16 protein-coding genes are annotated in these 21,780 nt (G+C 71.3%); 9 read left to right on the forward strand and 7 right to left on the reverse strand.

Translation table 11 applies throughout. The features are described 5' to 3' along the window. Positions 1-306 precede the first annotated feature (306 nt). On the forward strand, positions 307-1,737 hold the full coding sequence (locus tag FHU30_RS18185; protein WP_253877211.1) for a carboxylesterase/lipase family protein: 1,431 nt from the start codon (positions 307-309) through the stop codon (positions 1,735-1,737). Between the two features lie 428 nt (positions 1,738-2,165). Here FHU30_RS18185 and FHU30_RS18190 read toward each other — a convergent pair whose 3' ends face one another. The 4 genes from FHU30_RS18190 to FHU30_RS18205 are packed head-to-tail and all read right to left on the reverse strand — an operon-like array spanning position 2,166 to position 6,082. Continuing rightward, positions 2,166-2,771 (reverse strand): response regulator, encoded by a 606-nt coding sequence (locus FHU30_RS18190; protein ID WP_253877213.1) that lies wholly within the window; start codon positions 2,769-2,771, stop codon positions 2,166-2,168. Then, a complete protein-coding gene (locus FHU30_RS18195; RefSeq protein WP_253877215.1) occupies positions 2,768-4,249 on the reverse strand; it encodes a sensor histidine kinase in 1,482 nt (493 codons plus the stop codon). The genes FHU30_RS18190 and FHU30_RS18195 overlap by 4 nt, the downstream gene beginning before the upstream one ends. A 22-nt stretch (positions 4,250-4,271) precedes the next feature. Next, entirely contained in the window at positions 4,272-5,147 is an 876-nt protein-coding gene (locus FHU30_RS18200) for an ABC transporter permease (RefSeq protein WP_253877217.1), read from the reverse strand. Continuing rightward, on the reverse strand, positions 5,144-6,082 hold the full coding sequence (locus FHU30_RS18205) for an ABC transporter ATP-binding protein (protein WP_253877219.1): 939 nt from the start codon (positions 6,080-6,082) through the stop codon (positions 5,144-5,146). Before FHU30_RS18205 ends, FHU30_RS18200 begins: the two co-directional genes overlap by 4 nt. Before the next feature lie 371 nt (positions 6,083-6,453). Here FHU30_RS18205 and FHU30_RS18210 point away from each other — a divergent pair, with 371 nt between their 5' ends. Further along, a complete protein-coding gene (locus FHU30_RS18210) occupies positions 6,454-7,257 on the forward strand; it encodes a carbon-nitrogen hydrolase family protein (protein WP_253877222.1) in 804 nt (267 codons plus the stop codon). Between the two features lie 564 nt (positions 7,258-7,821). Here FHU30_RS18210 and FHU30_RS18215 read toward each other — a convergent pair. Further along, positions 7,822-8,463, reverse strand: a complete 642-nt coding sequence (locus tag FHU30_RS18215) for an NAD(P)-dependent oxidoreductase (protein WP_253877224.1) — start codon at positions 8,461-8,463, stop codon at positions 7,822-7,824. An 82-nt stretch (positions 8,464-8,545) separates the two neighbouring features. Between FHU30_RS18215 and FHU30_RS18220 the strand changes: the two genes are divergently transcribed. After that, complete coding sequence (locus tag FHU30_RS18220) at positions 8,546-9,145, forward strand: TetR/AcrR family transcriptional regulator (protein WP_253877226.1); 600 nt, start codon at positions 8,546-8,548, stop codon at positions 9,143-9,145. 948 nt (positions 9,146-10,093) lie between these two features. Beyond that, positions 10,094-10,420, forward strand: coding sequence for a hypothetical protein (locus tag FHU30_RS18225; RefSeq protein WP_253877228.1), 327 nt, complete (start codon positions 10,094-10,096; stop codon positions 10,418-10,420). An 89-nt stretch (positions 10,421-10,509) separates the two neighbouring features. On the opposite strand, the gene FHU30_RS18230 is transcribed toward FHU30_RS18225, so the two are convergent. Continuing rightward, entirely contained in the window at positions 10,510-12,009 is a 1,500-nt protein-coding gene (locus FHU30_RS18230; protein ID WP_253877230.1) for an acyl-CoA synthetase, read from the reverse strand. A gap of 414 nt (positions 12,010-12,423) precedes the next feature. Between FHU30_RS18230 and FHU30_RS18235 the strand changes: the two genes are divergently transcribed. The 5 genes from FHU30_RS18235 to FHU30_RS18255 all read left to right on the forward strand — a co-directional run bounded on the left by FHU30_RS18235 (position 12,424) and on the right by FHU30_RS18255 (position 18,405). Beyond that, positions 12,424-13,065, forward strand: coding sequence for a uridine kinase family protein (locus FHU30_RS18235; protein WP_253877232.1), 642 nt, complete (start codon positions 12,424-12,426; stop codon positions 13,063-13,065). A 635-nt stretch (positions 13,066-13,700) separates the two neighbouring features. Beyond that, entirely contained in the window at positions 13,701-14,075 is a 375-nt protein-coding gene (locus FHU30_RS18240) for an FKBP-type peptidyl-prolyl cis-trans isomerase (protein ID WP_253877233.1), read from the forward strand. Between the two features lie 125 nt (positions 14,076-14,200). Beyond that, the gene (locus FHU30_RS18245; protein WP_253877234.1) at positions 14,201-15,187 is read left to right on the forward strand and encodes an ABC transporter ATP-binding protein; all 987 of its coding nucleotides are present in this window, start codon (positions 14,201-14,203) and stop codon (positions 15,185-15,187) included. 742 nt (positions 15,188-15,929) lie between these two features. Further along, a complete protein-coding gene (locus tag FHU30_RS18250) occupies positions 15,930-16,742 on the forward strand; it encodes a DUF2705 family protein (protein WP_253877235.1) in 813 nt (270 codons plus the stop codon). A gap of 814 nt (positions 16,743-17,556) precedes the next feature. Beyond that, positions 17,557-18,405, forward strand: a complete 849-nt coding sequence (locus tag FHU30_RS18255; RefSeq protein ID WP_253877236.1) for a polysaccharide deacetylase family protein — start codon at positions 17,557-17,559, stop codon at positions 18,403-18,405. Positions 18,406-20,325: 1,920 nt separating this feature from the next. Here FHU30_RS18255 and FHU30_RS18260 read toward each other — a convergent pair. Beyond that, entirely contained in the window at positions 20,326-21,774 is a 1,449-nt protein-coding gene (locus FHU30_RS18260) for a uracil-xanthine permease family protein (RefSeq protein ID WP_253877237.1), read from the reverse strand. Positions 21,775-21,780: the final 6 nt, after the last annotated feature.

A 21,780-nucleotide genomic window follows, 5' to 3' on the forward strand; every position in this document is an offset into this window, starting at 1 on the left:
CGGGCGCAGCACGAGACGGCGCCTGGAAGGCGTCGCGGGTCGGTCCGGCTTGAACGCGCAGCGCTCAAAGGAAGGGAGCGCGTCCCACATGACACAGACGCCCTCCGAGACGTGGCGAGTCGGACCGGCACCAAGCTGATGACGCCCAAGGCGCGCTTCAGGCGAGTCCGGCATGAACGGCGGCACCCGGACACACGTCGCGGGATGGTCCGGCGTGAAGAGGGCGGGGCTCGGCGGGTTACGGGTCCGGGGCTGGCGTGGAGCGGGCGGTGCTGAAGGGGGTTCGGGGCCGGTAGCGTCGGCGGCGTGACTGATGTGGTGGCGCGGACGGACCTCGGTGCGGTGCGCGGATTCGATGTGGACGGGCTGGCGGTCTTCCGGGGGATCCCGTATGCGGCCGCGCCCGAAGGCGAGCTGCGGTTTCGGCCGTCCGTTCCGGCCGAGGCGTGGGACGGCGTGCGGGACGCGACCGGGTTCGGCACTCCCCCGCCTCAGCTTCCGCCGCTGCCGACGGTGCCGGCGATCTGGAAGGCCGGGGACGGCCTGGACTGTCTCAACGTCAACGTCTGGACTCCCGACCCGGGCGGTAGCGGGCTGCCCGTAATGGTGTGGTTCTACGGCGGTGCGTGGCGGGTCGGTTCGAGCTCGATGCCGCACTACGACGCGGCGCGGATCGCGCGGGCGGGCGTGGTCGTGGTGACGTTCGACTACCGGACGGGTTTCGAGGGTTTCGGACACCTTCCCGGAGTTCCGGACAACCGCGGTCTGCACGACCAGATCGCCGCGCTGGAGTGGGTGCGGCGCAACATCTCCGCGTTCGGCGGCGACCCGGACCAGGTCACCGCGTTCGGCCAGTCGGCCGGGGCGGCGTCGATCACGCTGTTGATGGGTGCGCCGGCGGCGCGCGGCCTGTTTCGGCGGGCGATCGTGCACAGCGTTCCGGACGGTTACCTCGACCCTGCGGAGGCCACCGAGATCACGGGGATCATCGCCAAGGCGGCCGGGGTGGAGGCGACGTGGGAAGGTTTCGCAGGGCTGTCGCCCGAGGCCGTCCTCGCCGTCCAGGACGCGCCGCTGGATCCGGTGACGCGGCCTGTCACGGCGTTCGCGCCGGTGATCGACGGTGACCTGGTCGCGGGTCCGCCGTGGACGGGCGTGGCGGCGGGCCGGGACGTCGATCTGGTCTGCGGGTTCGTCCACGAGGAGGCGCGCGCGTTCCTGCCCTCGCCCGTACCGCCCGAGCTGACGCCCGAAATGGTTTCGGGGACGACGAAACTCGGCGAGGCAGGAGCCGAACAGTATCGGACCGCGTATCCGCAGCTCAGCGACTTGGATCTGGCCGTGGAGCTGCTGTCGGACGCGATGTTCCGCATGGCGACCTCGCTCGTCGCCGAGGCTCACGCCGCGGCGGGCGGCCGCACATGGCTGTTCGACTTCACCTGGCGCAACCCGGCGGGCGGTACCGGGCACTCGGTCGACGTGCCGTTCGTGTTCGGAATTCCGGATTCCCGCTTCGCCGTCCGCCAGCTGGGCTCACCGGTTCCGGACAGTTTCGGCGCGCTGTCCGACGCCGTCCGGAAATCGTGGACGTCGTTCGCGTCCACCGGCGATCCCGGCTGGACGCGCTACGAACCGTCCACGCGCATCTCGCGCATCTGGGACAACGCGATCACGGAGTCGCCGCTGTCGGTCGCCCCGTCCCTCCCGATCTGGAAGTCCGCCCTAGGCCTTACCTGACTCTCGACCAGCACGCCGCCGTCCCGAGATATTCGCCGAAGGCCTGAAGTCCGGGCCGCCCGCTGAGCAAAAGGCCGCGTCCCCCTGAAGGCCGCGTCGCACCCTAAAGGCCGCAGCGCCTCCCGAAGCTCACGCCGCTGCCCGAAGCCCTCGGCACCCCGAAGGTTGCGGCGCCGCCCGAAAGTCGCGGCGCTCCCTGAAGGCCGCATCGCTGCTACCCAAAGGCCACAGCGCTGCCCAAAAGGTCACGGCGCCGCCCGATGGTTGCTGCACCGTCCGATGGTTGCTGCGGGCGTCCGATGGTTGCTGCGGGCGTCCGAAGGTGGTGGAGCTGTTGCCCTTCTTGAGGGGGCTGTCTTCGACGTTCGGAGCACGGCAAGCGCTGCGGTTCTTGCTGGGTCGGTGCTCGCAGGTGCCGCGGCCCGGAGCTAGATCCAGCCCATTTCGCGGGCGGCGCGGACGGCGGCGACGCGGTTCGGCTCGCCCAGTTTGGTCATCGCCGTGGACAGGTAGTTGCGGACCGTCCCCTCGGTGAGGTGCAGCAGCTCCGCAATGCGCGCGGTCTCGGTGCCAGCGCCGATCAGCCGGAGGATCTCGCGTTCGCGGTCGGTGAGCGGGTTGTCCCCGACGGCCATGGCGCTCGCGGCCAGCTCGGCGTCCAGGTAGCGGCCGCCGCCGTGGATCTTGCGGATCGCGGCGGCCAGCTCGTCGGTCGGCGCGTCCTTCGCGACGAAGCCGCGCACTCCGGCGGCCATGGCGCGGCGCAGGTAGCCGGGCCGGGCGAAACTGGTCAGGACGCACACCGCGCAGCGGGCGCCCTGCTGGTTGAGGCGTTCGGCGACGGTCAGGCCGTCCATTCCGGGCATGTCGATGTCCAGAACGGTCACGTCCGGATCGTGTGCGGCGACCGCGTCCGCGACCTCGTCGCCCCGGCCGACCTCGGCGACCACGTCGAGATCCGGCTCCAGGCCGAGCAGCGCCGCGACCGCCCCGCGGATGAGGTGCTCGTCGTCCGCGAGCAGCACCCGGATCACGCCGCGCCCCGCGGCGCCCGTACCGACCCGTCCAGCGGCAGGACGGCCCGGAGGACGAACCGGTCACGCCCGTCCAGATCGGCGCTTAGCTCGCCGCCGAGAACCGCAACGCGCTCCCTCAGTCCTGCAAGCCCGGAACCGCCGCCTTCGCCACCACCGAACCCCCGTCCGCCGGGATCGTCGCCAGCCGACCGAGCGGGCCCACCTCCGTCGCCCGGCTCCGCGTCGCGCACGTCGACGATCTTCGAACCGGCGATCTTCGAACCGGCGACGCCCGAGCTTGGCACTGTCGGGCGGGACTCGTTCATGCCCGGCTCCGGCAGGCCGACCGCGCCTTCCACTCCCGGCTTTTCCGCGAAGGGCCCGTTCGGGCCCGGCGCCTTCGGGTTCGGGACGGTGGCGGGGGTTTTGCGGGGGTTGGACGGGGTGGTGACGCCGTCGTTGGTCAGTTCCAGGACCACGGTGTCACCGTAGCGGGTCAGGTCGATCGTGCAGGTGCGGGCGTCGCTGTGCTTGATCACGTTGGTGGCGCCCTCGCGGATCACCCAGGCCAGGACGGTCCGGACGTCCGGGGGCAGGTCGTCCGGGATCGGGCCGGCCTCGCAGCGGACGCCCGCCGTCTCCAGGACGGCGCGCACCCCGGCGAGCTCGGCGTCCAGCTCGATCGCGCGGTAGCCGCGCACCGCGGCGCGGACCTCGCGCAGCGCGTCCCGCGCGGCCCGCCGCACGTCCGCCATTTCGGCGCGGGCGCGGGCGGGGTCGGTTTCGGCCATCCGCATCGCCAGCTCGCTCTTCACCGCGATCAGCGACAGGCTGTGCCCGAGGAGGTCGTGCAGGTCGCGGGAGAAGCGCAGCCGCTCCTCCGACACCGCGACCCGGGCCAGCGCCTGCCGGACGGCGTGGGTCTCGACGTGCAGGTCCCAGATGCGGCGCTGGTACCGGTTGACGAACGCGACGATCCCGGCGGTTCCGGCAAAGGCGGCGAACGCGACGGGCAGCGCCCACCAGTGGACGGGACGGTCCGCGACCAGCGCCCAGCCGACGCCCGCGAAGGTCACCTCTACCGCGGCCGTCCCGAGGCAGATCCAGACGATCGTCCGGACGCGCATCGGGGACAGCACGACCGCCGACAGCCAGAAGTACGGGATCATGATCGCGAGCGGGTGCGCGATGAGCAGCGGCGCGAGCAGCAGCGCGACCGCGCCGCCCGCGACGACGTCCCGGCGGTCGGCGGATCCGTCCAGCCCGGCGCGGACGATCCGGGCGTAGTACCCGAACAGCAGCGCGAGTCCGGCGAGGGCGAGCGCTATGAGCGGCACCGGGAGCCGTCCGTCGCGGTGTCCCAGGAACAGCCCGATGACGGTCGGGCTGATGATGCCGGCGCCCGCGATCAGGAACGACCGGTAGGTGACCCGCCGGTACCGCTCGAACCGCGTCGCCGCGCGTCGTTCCAGCTCGGCGGAGGTGGTCGCGTCCATGGGCGATGACCTTACTTCCGTGTCAGGAGCGCCGGGGTTCCCAGCGGAAGGATCGTTCCGCCAGCCAGCGGCCGAACCCCATCCAGACGGCCATGATCGCGAAGGACGGCAGGCACGCGAGCCATCCGCGGCCGAAACCTACTTCCGGCGGGACGCCGTGGGCGGTGAAGTCGCGTCCGAAATACCCGGTGCGGACGGTCTCGACGACCGGGGTGAGCGGCAGCGCGCGCAGCAGGTTCTGGACGATCTCCGGCAGCTCTCCGAGCGGGAACATCACACCGGCCCCCGCCATGCAGGCGAACATCACCGGCAGGACGGTCAGCTGCGCGAGTTCGGCGTTCGGCGTGATCCCGGAGACCAGGAACGCGAGCAGCGCGAACACCACGACGCCGCAGGCCAGTCCCGCGAGCATGAGCAGCGGGTCGGCGGGCATACGGCCGCCGAGCGCCGCCACCAGGACCACCCCAAGGACCAGGACCTGCGCCAGGTACAGGACGGTCGCCGTGAGGACGCTGCCGCCGAGGATCTCCGCGTCGCCGAGCGCCGTGCCGCGCAGCCGCTTGAGCGTGCCGTCCTCGCGGCGCGCGGTGAACACCGTCGCCAGGTTCATGAACACGGCGAAGAGCAGGAAGAACGCGAGGTGGCCGGTGCCCTGGAGGAGCGCGGCGTCCACGCCCTGGATCTTCTGGCCGCGCATGGGGAAGAGCATCCCGACGAACAGCAGCGGCAGGCCGACCGTGGTGAACAGCGCCGTCCGGTTCCGCCAGAGCAGCGTCGCATCGAGACGCGCCACCCGGACGAGCCGAACCCGGTCGAGGCGCGCATCCGCCGCAAAGCTGACGCGATCGAGGCGCGCGAAGCGGACGAGGCGCGCGCGGGGGCCGCGGTTGACGATCATGAGGGGACTCCCGCCGTGCTGAGGAAGACGTCTTCGAGGGACGCGTTGTGGACGCGCAGGCCGGACAGGGTGAGGCGGCGCTCGTCCGCCCAGCGCAGCAGCCCGTAGACGCCGGGTTGCAGGTCGTCCGGCGGGAGCGTGTAGGTGGCGGTCGCGTGCCCTGCGTCCACCTCGATCCCGGCGGCGACCCCGCGCAGCAGCGGCAGTTCCCCCACCGGAAGCCCGGCCGGGACGCGGAACCGAACCCGGTCTCCGTGCCCTCGGACGACCTCCGGCACCGTCCCGGACACCACGATCCGTCCCCGATGCATGATCGCGAGCCGGTCGGCGAGCTGCTCCGCCTCCTCCAGGTAGTGCGTGGTGAGCAATACGGTCAGGCCGTTCCGGACGAGTTCGGCGACCGTCCGGCGGGTGGCATGCCTTGCCTCGGGGTCCATTCCGGTGGTCGGCTCGTCCAAGAAGAGGATTTCGGGCTGTCCGGTGAGGGCGAGCGCGAGGTCGAGGCGGCGCTTCTGCCCGCCGGACAGCTGCCGCGTCCGGACCTTCGCCTGCTCGCGCAGGCCGACCATGTCGAGCAGCTCGTCCCGCGGCCGCGGGTCCGGGACGAACCCGCGCCAGTGGTCGACCGTCTCCGCCGTCGTCAGGTCGGCGAAGAACCCGCCTTCCTGCAGCATGATCCCGAGCCTCGGCCGGACGGCCCGCCGCTCGCGGTACGGGTCCCGGCCCAGCACCCGGACCTCGCCGGCGTGCGCGGGCCGATGCCCTTCGAGCGCCTCCATCGTGGTCGTCTTCCCAGCCCCGTTCGTGCCGAGCAGCGCGAAAAGCTCACCGTGCGCGACGTCGAACGAAATCCCGGTGACGGCCTCGAACTCTCCATACCGCTGCCGCAATTCCCTTACCCGAACGGCCTCGCCGTCCCCTGTCCTTTTGACCATGCCTCAAGGCTCGCGCCGGGGACGTCAAGCGGGGTAGACACAGCCATCACCGATGCGGCAGGCGCCTATCACGCCGTCCAGATGACACCTGTCATTTCCCCTGCTCACGCCCACCTGAGCCGCGCACAGAACGCGCCACGCCGGACAATTACCCGGCGCAAAGGACGCAATGCCCCACCTTCTTTCTCACTCACGCGACAGGACATCGCCGCGTCCAGCCGCCCGGCCGAAACCAGGCAGTCCAGCCTCCGCATCACGTTGAAGCCTCCGGCGGGCGCATATCCGATGCCATCTCAGCCACTTCCCGAGCGGTGTCCATCCGCACACCCTGCGGTTGTGGCGTCCCTGCGGAGGCGGGGCAGAATGGGGGCATGCGCGTGGCTCTGTGTCAGATCGAGGTCGGGGACGACCCGAAAGAGAACCTGGACCGCGTCGTCTCGGCGATCGCCGAGACCGCGTCCACCCCAGGCGGCTGCGACCTCGCGGTGTTCCCGGAGGCCTCACAGGTCCGCTTCGGCAACGAGCTGGCCGAGTTCGCCGAACCCCTGACAGGCCCGTGGGTCACCGCCGTCCGTGACGCGGCCCGCGAGCACGCCGTGAACGTGGTCATCGGCGTCTTCGAGCCCACCCCGGACGGCCGCGTCCACAACACGGTCGTGGGCATCTCCGACACAGGCGAGATCGTCGGTTCCTACCGGAAGCTTCACCTCTACGACGCCTTCGGCGACCGCGAATCCGAACGCGTCGCTCCTGGTGACCGTCCTGTAGTGCTGGAGCTGGCCGGCCAGCGCCTGGGCATCATCACCTGCTACGACGTCCGCTTCCCCGAACTGGCGCGGGCCCTAGTGGACGAGGGCGCCGACATCCTCGTCATCCCCGCCGCATGGGCACAGGGCGTCTTCAAGGAAGAACACTGGACCACCCTCGTGCGCGCGCGAGCCATCGAGAACACCACCTGGGTCGTCGCCGTGGACAAGGCCCCCGACCGCACCCCTCCCCCACGCGGCATCCCCGGCGGCGTCGGCCGCAGCAGCCTCATCGACCCCATGGGCACCGTCCTAGCGGACCTGGGCCCGTTCCCGTCCGTCCGCGTCCTGGAACTAGACCCGGCCATAACCCCCAAGGTCCGCCGAACCCTCCCCTCCCTAACCCACCGCCGCCGCGACGTCCTCTAACACCACCCCAACCGCGGACGGCACCCGCGACCGCCCAGACCCGCACCCCAAGGCACCTACAAACAGACAACGCGCCGAACCCGCCGACTCCGCGCACACGAACGCCCGGCAAGCACGAAGGGACGGCGCAGACGCCCGCAAGGCATGCGCGAACGGACGAAAGCGCGGACGCGCCCAGCCGCACACCCGGACCTGATGCGGGCACGGCCCCAAAGCGGGCGCGGACGGACGTGGCCGACGGAGGGCGCGGATGCGCACCGGGCGGCACACGCCGCCCCAAAGCGGGCGCGGCAACCAATGCCCGCGCGGACGTAGAGCGGGCGCGGACACGGGGCAGGCTCGGACGGGCTGCCCGCGCTGGCGCTCGTCGGCCGGAGCCGGGCGCACGCCGAGCACAGGCCAGACGCACGCTAGACACAGGCCGGGTACGTCCCTGGCGCAGGCCCGGTGCCGACCGCGCGCGGACCGCAGGCTGGCCGCGCGCGGACCGCAGGCTGGCCGCGCGCGGGGCGCAGGCCGGGCGCGGGGCGGGGCGCGGGGCGGGGGCGGGAGGGGGTTGCGGGGTTAGGAGGTGATCCAGGCGATGTGGTGGGTGGCGGCTGGGTCTTCGGAGAGGTCGAGCATGGCGTTGGCCAGGTCGGCGCGGCGGATGGTGCGGGCTCGGGGCGGGGTGCGGTCGATGCCGAGGCGGTAGGTGCCGCGAGGCGGGCCGTCCTGGAGGCGGGGTGGGCGGACGATCGTCCAGTCGATGTCGGTCGCGTCCTCGACGAGGCGGTCGGCGCGGAGGAGGTCCTTGTAGGGGGCGGCGAGGATCTTGCTGACCAGGGGCTTGGCGAGGTAGCGGTTGAGCGCGTCGTCGCCCGGGTCCGGGTAGGGGGCGGTGGCGCTGATCACCAGGAGGCGGCGGGCGCCGGAGGCGCGCATGCCTTGGAGGATGGACGTCACGCTGTCGGTGCAGACGGTGGTGGGGGCGCGGCCGGTGCGGGTTCCGAGGCAGGACATGACGGCGTCGCGGCCCTGGACGGCGGGCTCGACGGCGGCGGGGTCCATGACGTCCGCGACGAGGACGTCGGCTCGATCGCGCAGGTCTTCCGGGAGGCGCGCGGGGTCGCGGACGACGGCGGTGACCTCGTGGCCGCGGCGGAGGGCTTCGCGGTAGAGGGCCGTGCCGGTCCCGCCGCTCGCCCCGAAGATCGTGAGTTTCATGTGACTCCCCCAGGGTTAGTAAACGCTCACTCACCCCTAGAGTGGGTAAACACTCACTCACCTGTCAAGGGGGACGCCGAGAATGACCACCGCTCGCGAGCGCCTGCTCGACGCTCTCGCCGAGATCATGCGGACGCGCGGTCTCGCCGAGGCCACCACGAAGGAGATCGCTCGGGTGGCGGGCTGCTCCGAGGCCCTGCTGTACAAGCACTTCCGGGACAAGGAAGAGCTCATGCTGTGCGTCCTGCGCGAGCGGATGCCCGCGTTCACGCACCGCCTCACCCCCGGCGAGGGCGGCGTCCGCGAGAATCTCGTCGCGACCGTGCACGGCGGACTGCGCTTCTACAGGAAGGCGTTCCCGATGATGGCGGGGATGCTCACCCAGCCCCGCGTCCTTGAGGCGACCAGGGATTCGCTGCGCAAGTACGGCGCGGGCCCGCACGAGCCGATCGAGCGGGTCGCCGAGTACCTGCGCGCCGAGATCAAGCTCGGCCGCGTCCGCGCGGACGCCAACGCCTCGTCCATCGCCGCGCTGCTGATCGGCGCGACGTTCCAGCAGGGGTTCCTGCTCTTCTTCGCCGCCGGGACGGACGGCCCCGATCCCGCCGAGGAGGACGCCGAACGCCTCGTCCGGCCGCTTCTGCCCGCCTTGCTCCCTAACCGCCCGGGGACGGTTGCCTAACCCTGCGGCTCCACTGCCGAGCAACTTCACTCGCCGTTCGGCGCGTTCTCCCTGCACGCATGGTGACGAGGGCGAAGTGCCCGGCGGACGAGCCCGCGAGATCCTTGAGGTCGAGGGCCTCGCAGGTCATGTACCTGGCCTCGGTGATCGAGCCGTCCGCTGGACGGGCCGTCTGGCGCGTTCGGCGTGGTGTGGCGGGGGCGGGGCTTCGGGATGCGCGCCTGGGCCGCTTTCGCCAGGTTGCCCGGGACGCGCGTCCTTGGTGTGGGACTTGCGGCGCGGTGCCGCGGTACGCGCGGTCGATCCCCGGCTCGGCCGCAATGCGGGAGCTTGTCGGGTGCGGTTTCGGGTGGGGGATTTCGGGGAGAGGGTCCTCGCGGGGAACGGCGGTATACGAGGGTGTGGCCGACTGTCCCGGCTTTGATTACTGTGCGTGAAGCGTTCGGGAGCGTCCGATAGATCCTTGCTGGTAGTCGGAGTTCCGGCGACCGAAAAGGAGGTTCGCCGCGACCGCGCACCGTGATCTCGCTAGCCTCGTGGAGAGGACCGCTTGCGTCGTCCAGTGGAGGGAACCGGACGGAGATGGAGGCACCGTACGGCGAGTCCGGCCGCCCCGCGCCCCGGACGGATCGGATCGGCACGCCCCGCGCGCCGGCCGCCGACCCCGTGCAGGATCCAGCGGTCCCCGAGCAGCCGCGCGGCCCGCAGGACGCCGACGACACGCCCGTCCCAGCCCCACCGGGGCGAGCGGACGACCTCCCCGAAACGGCGCCGCCCATCAGGGCGAACGTGCCGAAATCGCCCTCCCGCGCTGACGGTTCATCGCGGAGCGCGCTCGCCGGGCGAACCGGCGTCGCAAATACCGCGAATGCGGCTGCGGACGGGCACGTCCCCCTCCGCCCCGAAATACCTGCAAGGACGGACGAACCGGGCACAGCAGGACGTGCCATGTCCTTCCGGAACGACCTGCTCGTGGTGTGCGGATTCGTGGCGGGCGAGGCCGCCCGCTTCGGCGTGATCGGGAACCGTGCGGCGATGCTGGTGATCGCCGCGGGCGAGGTCGCGGGGCAGCTCATCGAGTCCGGCCCGGTGCGCGCCGGAGGTGTCGCGTCCGTCCGGGTATGGGCGCGGGACGGCGCCCTGCACTGCCACTTCGAGGGTCCCCGCGGATGGCGTGCGCCGAAATCTCCCGAGCCGCGCCTCCGCGACCACGTCCGCGTCACCGCCAACGGCCCGACCGTCACGCTCACCCTGCCGCCCCAGACCCGCGCCTGACGCCACCAAGGCTCTCATCCGACGAAACCTGCCCGGGTGCGCCCGGCCACCTTTGATTCATCGGACGGCTCGTGGACGCGAAGGCAGGGTCAGCGGGTCAGCTGGGTTTTGACGACCTTGCCCATGGCGTTCCGCGGGAGGGTTTCGACCAGGTGGACGACGCGGGGACGTTTGTGGGCGGAGAGGCGCGTGGCGACGAAATCGGTCAGGTCCTTTTCGCCGGTGCCGTCTTCCGCGACGACGAAGGCGGTGACCTGTTCGCCCAGGTCCTCGTGCGGGACGCCGATGACGGCGGCCTCGCGGACGGCGGGGTGGGCCAGCAGGGCGTTCTCGACCTCGCCGGCGCCGATCCGGTAGCCGCCGCTCTTGATCAGGTCCGTGGACGCGCGGCCGACGATGCGGTGGCGGCCGGTCGGGTCGATGATCGCGATGTCGCCCGTCCGGAACCAGCCGTCCGCCGTGAAGGACTTCGCGGTGGCGTCCGGACGGCCGAGGTAGCCGTCGAAGATCGTCGGTGCGGAGACCTCGAGCTCGCCGGGGGTCTCGCCGTCCGCCGGCACCGGGCTGCCGTCCTCGGCCACCAGGCGGGTCCGGACGCCGGGGAGCGGGTGGCCGACCGAGCCGGGCACGCGCTCACCGTCCGCACGCGCGCTCAGGGTGATCAGGGTTTCGGTCATCCCGTATCGCTCGATCGGCCGATGGCCGGTCAGCTCCGCGAGCCGCTCGAACACAGGGACCGGAAGCGGCGCGCTACCCGAGACCAAAAGGCGCGCGTCGCGCAGCGCCGCGGCGGCCTCGGGATCGCGGGCGACGCGCGACCAGACGGTCGGGACGCCGAAGAACAGCGTCCCGCCGTTCCGGGCGGCGTCCGCGTAAGCCTGCGGCGTCGGACGTCCCGTGTGGACGAGCCGCGACCCCACGCGCAGCGGGCCCAGCACTCCCAGCACCAGTCCGTGGACGTGGAACAGGGGCAACCCGTGGACGACGATGTCGTCAGCGGTCCATCCCCACGCCTCGGCCAGCGCGTCCAGCCCGGCGGCGACCGCCGCACGCGAGATCAGAACGCCCTTCGGCGCTCCCGTCGTGCCGCTCGTGTACAGGATGAGCGCAGTCGCAGCGGCGTCCGGCACCGCCTCGCCCCCGGCGTCTGCAACTTCTGTGGCCCCACGTCCCGATGGCGCTGAGGGCGAATCGGACCCGCCTCGTGCCGCGATCGAGCTGCGCCCGTCTGCCGCAGCGGTCGAAGGCTGCTTGTGAGGCACCGCAGCGGAACGAAGCGCCCCAGCCGGACGGTCGCCGTTCGAGGCTTCGGCGGGAGGGTCCGAGTGCGGGGCTTTGGCGGGGCGGAGCAGGTCCACGGCGATGAGGGGTGGGACGTCCGGGCCCGAGATGGCGGCGTCGTGCGCGCCCAGTATGAGCGTCGCGCCCGAGTCGCGCAGGATGTGCGCCCGCTCGTCCGGTCCCGAGTCGGGCGGAAGCGGCACCAGGGGCACGCCGGCCGTCAGGCCCGCCACGACGGCAACGACGGTTTCAAGGGAAGCCGTCGCGTGCACGGCAACAACGCCCGCGTCCCGGATCTCGGCGACCACGGACGCCGACCATGCGAACAGTTCCGGACGAGTCAGAGCGCGTCCAGCGACTGTGATTGCAGGCTCAGCAACCACAAGGCCTCTTTCATCACTGGACCGGCCAGGCGAGGCAGCCGCAGCGCCTCTGGTTCCGCTGGCAGGAGATCCACCGGGCTCAGTAGGCGCGGTTGCGCCGGGCGCGGGGCGTTCGGGCAGCGCGGTACCGGAGTCGTTGGCCTCTGTCTGCGCAGGTTCTCCGGATGCGGTCGTCGCGGGGAGTCCGGGGCGGTTCGGCCAGGGGCCGCCGAGGAGGTCCAGGGGTCCGCCGGGCAGGTGCATCGGTGGCGCGTCCCTTCGCTTCGGTCCGGGAAGGACGGGAAACACCCGGCAAAGGGGCGTTCCGCGATGCCGGATCTTCCGGCGTCTGCTGGAAGTATGCCGTCCGTGACGGACGCCCCGACGACCTACCCGGCCCTCGCGGACCGGCTGCGCCTCCTGCCCCCTTCGCTGGGGCAGGTGCGGTTGGTCGCGGTCGACGGTCCGAGCGGGTCCGGAAAGTCCACGTTCGCTCCTCGGCTGGCGGCCGCGCTCGGGAGCGGCGTGCCACTCATCCGGTCGGACGACTTCCGCGTGCCGTGGGACGCCGATCCGCTGACCTGGTGGCCGTCCTTCGAGCGGGACGTGCTGACGCCACTGCGCGCCGGGCACCCCGGCCACCTGCGCCGATACGACTGGCACCGCGACGAGTACGGCCCGTCCGAGGAGATCCCGCCTGGAAAGGCGCTGGTCGTGGAGGGCGTCGGCGCGGCCTGGCGCGGCTCCCCCGCCGCGTTCCGGATCTGGGTGGACGCCTCGCGCGACCTGCGCCGGGCCCGCGCCCTCCAACGGGACGGCCTGGCCTACGCCGACGCCTGGGACGAATGGGCCGAACTCGAATCGCGCCACTACGCGTCCGACCGCACCCTGGACCGCGTCGACCTCATCGTGGACGGGACGTCCGTCACCGGCCCCGCCTTCCACGCGACCGACGCCCGCCAAGACCCCCGACACCCGCCGAACATCCGACCGATCAAATGATCGAATCCGAGCAATGCGCGCTCAGGCGTCCTCAGCGAAGCCGATGTTCGACCGATCACGTTCAGACGTCCTGAACGAAGCTGCTGCGCGACCGGACATGTTGCGAGTCCGAGTTGCCGAATGATTCGCGGGGCGCAGGCCCGCGCCGAGCACCCCATAGCCCTCAACCTGGCAGCCATGGGTGTGCCCTCCACAAGCCCTGTCACCTGGACGACGACGTCGCGCCTTCCTCGCGACCGACGACCTCAGTCGTCCTGGCCTTCTTGGTCCCGGAAGACCGACGCAGCCGGCCCGCCAAATCATCGCCCTCCTCCCCCAGGTTGCGGGCGCGTCCTACGGCCCTTGCAGGTCGAGCTGCCGCGTGACTGCGCCGGCTTTCGCGGGCTGGCCTGCTGAACGAAAATCGATCAGCGCAGAGCCTTCATGGCGCCCAGACGGCCGGAGGTCAAGCGCCCCGGCTGTGGCGTGATCTGGTGAGTTCCGGACGCTCCGGTGACGCCAGGGTTCGGCGTGAAGGAGGACAGCGTGGGACGTAAATGGGGAGGCGGGAGGGCGATGCGGGTGGGACGGGGCGCGGGGGGCCACTAGGCTGACCGGGTTCGTAATCGAAGACGAGTAGACGGTGGAGCCGGACGATGGCGCTTGAACGTCCCGAGATCGACTTTCCCGAGGGGCAGCCCCCGCAGAACCTGGAGATCACCGACATCACGGTCGGGGACGGCGCGGAGGCCACCAAGGGCTCGTCCGTGACCGTGCAGTACCTCGGCGTGTCGTTCTCGACCGGCGAGGAGTTCGACGCGTCCTGGAACCGGGGCGAGCCGTTCGAGTTCCCGCTCGGCGCCGGCCGGGTCATCAAGGGCTGGGACATGGGCGTCCAGGGCATGAAGGTCGGCGGCCGGCGCAAGCTGGTCATCCCGCCGCACCTGGCCTACGGCGACCGCAGCCCGTCCCCCAAGATCAAGCCGGGCGAGACGCTGATCTTCGTCGTGGACCTCCTCGGCGTGAACTAGCGCGTTCGCGGGGGCCCAAACCCCCGCGAAAGCCGTTCCAACGGCGGGCAATCCGGGAGTGAAATCCTGCTCCGGGTGCCCGCCGTCGCCGTTTCCGGGAGGGAACGGGTCGGTATCAGCCCTGCATGATCGAGGCGCGGGGGCTGACGAAGCGGTTCGGGGAGAAAACGGCCGTCGACCACGCGACCTTCACGGTGCGGCCCGGCCGCGTGACCGGCTTCCTCGGGCCGAACGGCGCGGGCAAGTCCACCACGATGCGGATGATCCTCGGCCTCGACCACCCGTCCGGCGGGACGGTTTCGGTCGCGGGCGTCCCCTATTCCGGCCTCGGCGCGCCGCTCCGGGAGGTCGGCGCGCTGCTGGAGGCCAAGTCCGTGCACGGCGGGCGCAGCGCCTACAACCACCTGCGCTGCCTCGCCCGCAGCAACGGCATCCCGTCCGAGCGCGTGAACGAGGTGCTTGAGCTCGTCGGCCTGCAAGGCGTCGCGAAGAAGCCCGCCAAGGGGTTCTCGCTCGGGATGGGGCAGCGGCTCGGCATCGCGGCCGCGCTGCTCGGCGACCCGGGCATCCTGATGTTCGACGAGCCGGTGAACGGCCTGGACCCCGAGGGCATCCTGTGGATCCGCACGCTGATGCGGAGCCTCGCCGCCGAGGGCCGGACGGTGTTCGTGTCCAGCCACCTGATGTCGGAGATGGCGCTCACCGCCGACCACCTGGTGGTGATCGGACGCGGCAAGATCCTCGCGGACACGTCCGTCCAGGAGTTCATCGACGCCAACGCGACCAGCCACGTGAAGGTCCGCTCGCCGCAGCTCTCGGACCTCGGTCCGCTGCTGGCGGGGCGCGGCTGGCGCGTCGAGATCGATCCGGACGGCTCGCTCCGCGTCTTCGGCGCGTCCCCGGCGGCCGTGGGGGACGTCGCCGCCGACAACGGCGTCCGCCTCCACGAACTGTCGCCCGTCCAGCCCTCGCTGGAGGACGCCTTCATGCGCCTCACCGGCGACACCGTCGAGTACCACGCGGGCGGCCTGCACGACCACGACACCCCGCCACCAGACGCTCCCCCTCCCGCGGCCCCGCCCATCACCGGCCCGGAGGGCGGACGCTCGTGATCGATCGCTCACGCAAAAGGAACACGCAGCACGGTCGGAGGACGGTCATGACCATTCGAACCCGCCCCACCAAAACCGAACACGCCCGTGCGCAGGAGCCCACCCGACGCAACGCCCGCCCCGGCCCCAAACCCGTCCATCCCCCCGCTCTCGAACAGCGAACGGCCACCACACCCCCAAGCGACACCGGACGCACGACATTCCTCGCAGCACCAAAACCCGCCAAACGCCGAACGATCTCCCCACCCTCGTCCCTCGCCCACAGAGCCCGGACGAGCCCCCTGCCCTCGTCCCTCGCCCAGCGAGTCCGAACGATCTCCCTGTCCTCATTCCCTGCCCAGCAACCCGCCCTTGAGCTGAGGGCACTCACCCCGACCCCCGCCCGGCAACACCCCGGATGTCGAGCCGACGCCCTGCCCTCGTCCCCCTCCCAGCGATCCGCCCCCGGGCGGCGAACACTCACGCCGCCCAACGCCCGGCAACACGCCGGACGTCGAGCCGACGCCCTGCACTCGCCCGCCCCCCAGCGGCCCGCCCCTTGTCGGCGGGCACCCGCCCAGGACTCCGTCCAGCGACACCCCGGACGTCGGGCCGACGCCCTTGCCTGGCCCCCTGCCCAACAGCCCACCCCCTGGCGGCGGGCACTCGCCCAGGCCCCCATCCGGCGGCACCCCGAGCGCCGCTCCGACGCCCTTCCCTCGGACCGGCTGAGCGGCACCACCTCGAACGGAGGGCGGACCTGATGGCGACCATCGTGGAACGTGACACGCCGACGCCTCCGGCCTCGTTCGCCGACGCGTTCGCCGCCGAGTGGATCAAGATCCGGACCGTCCGGTCGACGTTCTGGACGCTGCTCGCCGGGATCCTGGTGACGATCGGGCTGAGCGTCCTGCTGGCCTCGTTCTTCGTGTCCGCGTACGACCAGCTGAACCCGCAGGACAAGGCGCAGTTCGACCCGACCGCCTACGGCCTGGTCGGGATCAACTTCGGCATGGTGGCGTTCGGCGTGCTCGGCGTGCTGGTCATCACCGGCGAGTACGCAACCGGGATGATCCGGACATCGCTCACCGCGGTGCCGCGCCGTCCCCGCCTGCTCGCGGCGAAGGCGCTGGTGCTCGGGCTGGTCGTCCTGGTCGTCGGGGAGGCGGTCGCGTTCGCCGCGTACTTCCTGTCCCAGCTGATCTTCGCGAGCAAGAACCTGGACGAGGGCCTCGGGCACCACGGCGTGCTGCGCGCGGTGATCGGCGGCGGCCTCTACCTGACGCTGATCGCGCTGTTCGCCCTCGCGATCGGGACGCTGCTGCGGCACACCGCGGGATCGGTCACGACCGTTCTCGGGCTGCTGTTCGTCCTCCCGATCATCGGTACGTTCCTGCCGGGCGACCTCGGCCGGACGATCCGGAAGCTGCTGCCGTCCAACGCGGGCGGCGCGGTGATGTCCACCCGTCCCACAGCGGACAGCCTGTCCCCTTGGACCGGGATCGGCGTATTCGCCCTCTACACGGTCGTCCTGCTGGTCATCGCGCTCGTGGTCTTCCAAAAGCGAGACGCCTGACCCGCCCGGCTCCCGGGGCGCACCCCGACCCGACGGGACTTCCCAGCTCCCCCTTCCCGCCGCGTCGCCCCCAGCACCATCCACGCCAACAGGCCCGCGGGCGCTCACAACTCCCCGGCAGTCCCCGCTTGGACGCACGACAGCCCAGCAAACAACGCCTGTACCGACCACGCCCCGGCGAACGGTGTCCGCATTCACCACAAGCCCGCGAACGATGCGCGCCCACACGGGTCGATAAGCGGACGGCACGACCAGAGACCAGCCCGTGGGAAGGCGACCAGCAGGACGCGGGGCCGGGCCTGCCCAGCCAGGCGGGCACGCCTCCGCCGCGAAGGAGCAGCTACGCGACGCCCGCCCACCCGGCTGCACCCCCTGTATCCGTTGCTCAACACGGCCCGCCCCGGCTACACCAGCGTCGTCAGCTTCTCCACCGCGGGCATCGCCGACCACTTCGCGGCGGTCAGCGGCCCGCGTCCTCCCAACCTCGACCGACCTGCGCCAGCACGCGCTCCAATCGCCACATTTTCGGGTCCCGCCCCGCCCCGGCCTTGCCCGCCCGGCCCTGCCCGCCCTGGTTCGGCCGCCCTGGCCTGGCCTGGGCCGGAACGGCCCGAAGGACGGTCCGATGCAACGTCCCACGATCTGGCTTTCCGGCTTCATCCGGCCGAGCGGCGTGATGTTCGTTTGTGAGCGGGGAGGAGAGTTCGGACACAGGTGTGCAACGTAGGAGCGTCGATGCCGCGGTAGATGAGCGGACGTGATCAGATATGTCCGTTCTTGTTCGACACGCAGCATGAGCACGGGGGACGCAGGGATGCGCGGGGGTGTTCCGAAGGGGTACACGGCGGTTGCGGCGGGGCTCGGGGTCGCGGTAGGCATCTGGCCCGCCTTGTCGGCCCTGCCATCCGGAGGCGGCGGGAGCGCCGGCACGCGGACAGACCTGGTCGCCGCGCTCGCCGACCACCAGTGGGAGCAGCCCAAACCCGGCTCGTGGACGCCGCCCAAGCCGTCCGCCGACGGCCTGCCGCCCGTGATCAGCAAGATCGACACGCAGGACCGCGTCGTGTTCCTCACGATCGACGACGGCTACGAGTACGACCCGGAGTTCGTCAACATCGTCCGGAACGAGAAGGTACCGATCCTCACCTTCCTGACCACGACGTACGTGCGCGGGCACGGCCAGTACTTCTGGGCGCTGCGCAACGCGGGCTCGCGCATGGAGAACCACACCGTCACGCACCCCGACATGAAGACGTTGTCCCTCGAAGGGCAGCAGCGGCAGATCTGCCAGTCGTCCGACACGATCGCCACGCAGTACGGACGGCGTCCTGAGATCTTCCGGCCGCCGTTCGGGTCCTACAACACCGCGACCCGGCAGGCCGCCAAAGCGTGCGGGATCAAGTCGATCCTGACCTGGACGGCCGAGTTCTACAACGGGACGAGCGGGCCGGGCGTCGGCTTCAATGGGTTCGCCCGCGGGGACGGCCTGGGCAAGGGGTTCCGGCCTGGCGACATCGTCCTGATGCACTACCGAAAGGGCCTGGCCGGGGAGTTCCGGATGCTCCTCGGCTGGGTCCGGCAACAGGGCTTCCGCCCGGCCGCCGTCCAGAACTACATCCCGCGCTCCCTCGGCGGCGACGCCCCCGACACCCCGACCTCGTAACCCCCACCCCCAAGCACCACCTGAGCCACTCCCAGTAACCTCCGCCCAACCCCCATGCCTACGTCCCCACCCCTGATCGCAAATCCACTCGCCCCACAGCGGACGCCGCCGTCCCACAAGCCCCCATCACCCAAACGCTGCGCGCCAACCAACCCACGCGCCCGCCGACCCGCGCCCCAGCCGCCCCATGGCCCGTCGGCGTATATGCGCCTGACCCCTCGGCCAGTGCGCACCCATGGCCTGCACAGGCACGTGACCTGCGCGGGTGCGCGACCTGCGCGGGGTGCGCGACCTGCGCGGGTGCGTCGCTCCGTGCGGACGCGTGGCCTGCGCGGGCGCGTGACCAGCGCGGGCGGGTCGATTCGTTCGGGCGCGGCAGGCCCGCCGCTCATGTCGCCAGCCCGTGAAGGCGCACCACCTGCCCTGCAAGCGCGCACCTCAGCCCTCAGCGCACGTCGTCAGCTGGCGTGCGCGTATCCACCAAACTCCGCATGGCTACGCCCCTGATCGTTCAGCGCAACGCCGCCCGTCCCACAAGCCAAGTCACCGTCCCACAAGCGCACGTCCGCCCGGCCGGGAGCTCACCTCGTCACCTCATGGGCGCCTATGTCGCCATCTGTAGCCGCATGTCGTCCGCTCGTGAGGTCGCTCGGCCCCGCCCCGCGGACTCAGGTGGTCAGTCCGCGATCGCATGCCCGCTCCCCTACAGGCGCACGCCCTGGCCCTTTGAGCGAAAACGTCCCGTCACAAGGACATGCCGCCGTTCCCGGGGTGCACGTTGTCCGACGCACGGGCTCAGGTCGTCGGCCCACGAGCGCATATCAACCTCGTCCGGGACCACAAGCTCACGGCTCCGGCCAATGCTCGCGTCCGCACGTCCGGCGAGTAGGCGGTGCCTGCCCCGAGCACACGTCCGCCTGACCTGAGGGTTCAAGAGCCGACCCTTGAGCACTCCTCTGGCCCTTCGGTGTGCGAACGCACTGCGTCGGCCTGTAGGCACACGCCGGCCCGTGAAATCCGTCCGACCGTCCCTAGGTCACGTTTGGCGGGCCCGCGAACCCAAGCCGGCCCGGCTGGGCTTCATGCCGATCGTCCGAGCTCACGTCCGCCTGTCGTGCAGGTTCCTGAGCCGCTTGGCGCGCGGCTCCCGGACGTCGGTTCCGCTGGCTCATGTCTGCGACTCGCGAGCTGACGGACGCCGGTTCCGCGGGCGGACGGCCGACCCGTGACAAGCGTGTCGGGCGGACGGCCGACCCGCGACAAGCGCGGCGCGTCCCAAGCCGAATGTGTATCGGTGCCCGAGGCAAAGGGCGTCCTCTTCAAGGTAGAGAGCGCGCTTCGCTCCAAGGCGAGGACGCGACGTCCCTAGCCCAGGGGACGGTTCGGCCCGAGTGCGTGGGCGGTCGCGTACAAGCTCGTTGGCGCTGCCACCCCTCGACCTCTTGTGTTCTGGCTGCCGAAACCCCAGGTCGCGCCCCTAACCCCGGTTATCGGGACGATTCCCTGTTGCGCTGAGAGGGCAGGGGACGTCGCACTAAGGTTCACACGCTGGCGGGGTTGAGGTCCCCCGCTCTCCGAGACAACCCCGCCAGCACTTACCCCGAACAACCGTGTCCGGTCCCGTTCGAACGCTCACATCCGAGCACGCCTCGAACAACCACGCCTGGACGTTCCTCGGACGGCGCCACCCGAACGCTCCTCAGACGGCACCGCTGGGACGTTCTTCAAGGCGTTTTCGTTCGGACGCCTTTCGGGCCGCTCCCGAGCTGACGTCCCCAGACCTGTTCGCACGAACTCCCCGCGAACAGGCCCGCTCGGCTCGTCCAAGGCAGCGTTCAAACGCGTCCAGCCGGAGCCGTCCAGCCAACGTGAGCCCCGGAGCACCCTTCGACGGCGGTCCGGGGGCGGCCCCGCGCGAGGTTAGTCGGTGGTGCGGCGGACGTCGCCGCCTATTTCGGTCTCCATCGGGGCGATCAGGCCGGCGCCCATGTCGGACGGCTCCCGGCGCTTCACCACGGCGTTCAGCAGGTGGTAGCCGAGCAGCAGGACGACCGTGCCGAGGGCGATGCCCTGCAGCGGGAAGTCGTCGGTGATCTTCAGGGTGACGTTGCCGATGGCGAGGATGAGGCCGGCGGCGACCGGGACGAGGTTGACCGGGTCGGCGAAGTCCACCCGGTTCTCGACCCAGATCTTGGCGCCGAGCAGGCCGATCATGCCGTAGAGGACGACCGTGATGCCGCCGAGGACACCGCCCGGGATCGCCGCGACCAGCGCGCCGAACTTGGGGATGAACCCGACCGCGATGGCCACGATGGCGGCGACCCAGTAGGCGGCCGTCGAGTAGATCCGGGTGGCGGCCATGACGCCGATGTTCTCGGAGTAGGTGGTGGTGGGCGCGCCGCCGACCGCGGTCGCGAGGGTGGTGGTGAGGCCGTCGGCGGCGAGGGCGCGGCCGAGGTAGGGGTCCAGGTCGTCCCCGGTCATGGCGGCGACGGCCTTCACGTGCCCGGTGTTCTCGGCGATGAGCGCGATCACGACGGGCAGGGCCAGCAGGATCGCCGACATCTTGAAGTTCGGCCCGTGCAGGTGCGGCAGGCCGAGCCAGTCGGCCGTCCTCACCGCCGACAGGTCCACGCGGTGGTGCGGGAAGGCGGTCGCGATGCAGTACGGACCCTCCTTCGGGCACGGGTGGCCCGCCGCGTCCAGCAGGTTCTTGCCGCCCTGGACGGACGTGACCTTGCCCGCCGTCCGGTCCAGCACCCAGGACAGCGCGAAGCCGAAGACCAGCGCGAGCAGCACGTTGATCCGCGCCCAGAACCCGCGCAGCAGAACGGCGCCGAGCACGGCGAACGCCATCGTCGCGATGGCGACCCACTGGTCCTGCGGCCAGTAGACGTTCGCGACGACCGGCGCGAGGTTGAACCCGATCAGCACGACGACCGCGCCGGTCACCACCGGCGGCAGGACGGCGTGCAGGACGTTCGCGCCGAGGAAGTGGATCACGAGCCCGACCGCGAGCAGCGCCACGCCGACCCACAGGATCGCGCCGGTGACCGTCCCGGAGTCGCCGCCCGCCGCGCGGATCGCGGCCGCGACCCCGACGAACGACGCGCTCGACCCGAGGTAGGACGGCACCCTCCCACTCGTGATCAGCAGGAACAGGATGGTGGCGACGCCGGACATCATGATCGCCAGGTTGGGGTCCAGCCCCATGAGCACCGGGAACACGAACGTGGCGCCGAACATCGCCACCACGTGCTGGGCCCCGATGCCCGCGGTGCGCGGCCAGGACAGCCGCTCGTCCGGGCGGACGACCTCCCCCGGCGGCGGCGTCTTCCCGTCGCCGTGCACCTTCCAGCCGAACCCCATCCGGAA

Origin of the sequence: Actinomadura rupiterrae, from assembly GCF_024172125.1 — a bacterium.
Lineage (GTDB): Bacteria > Actinomycetota > Actinomycetes > Streptosporangiales > Streptosporangiaceae > Spirillospora > Spirillospora rupiterrae.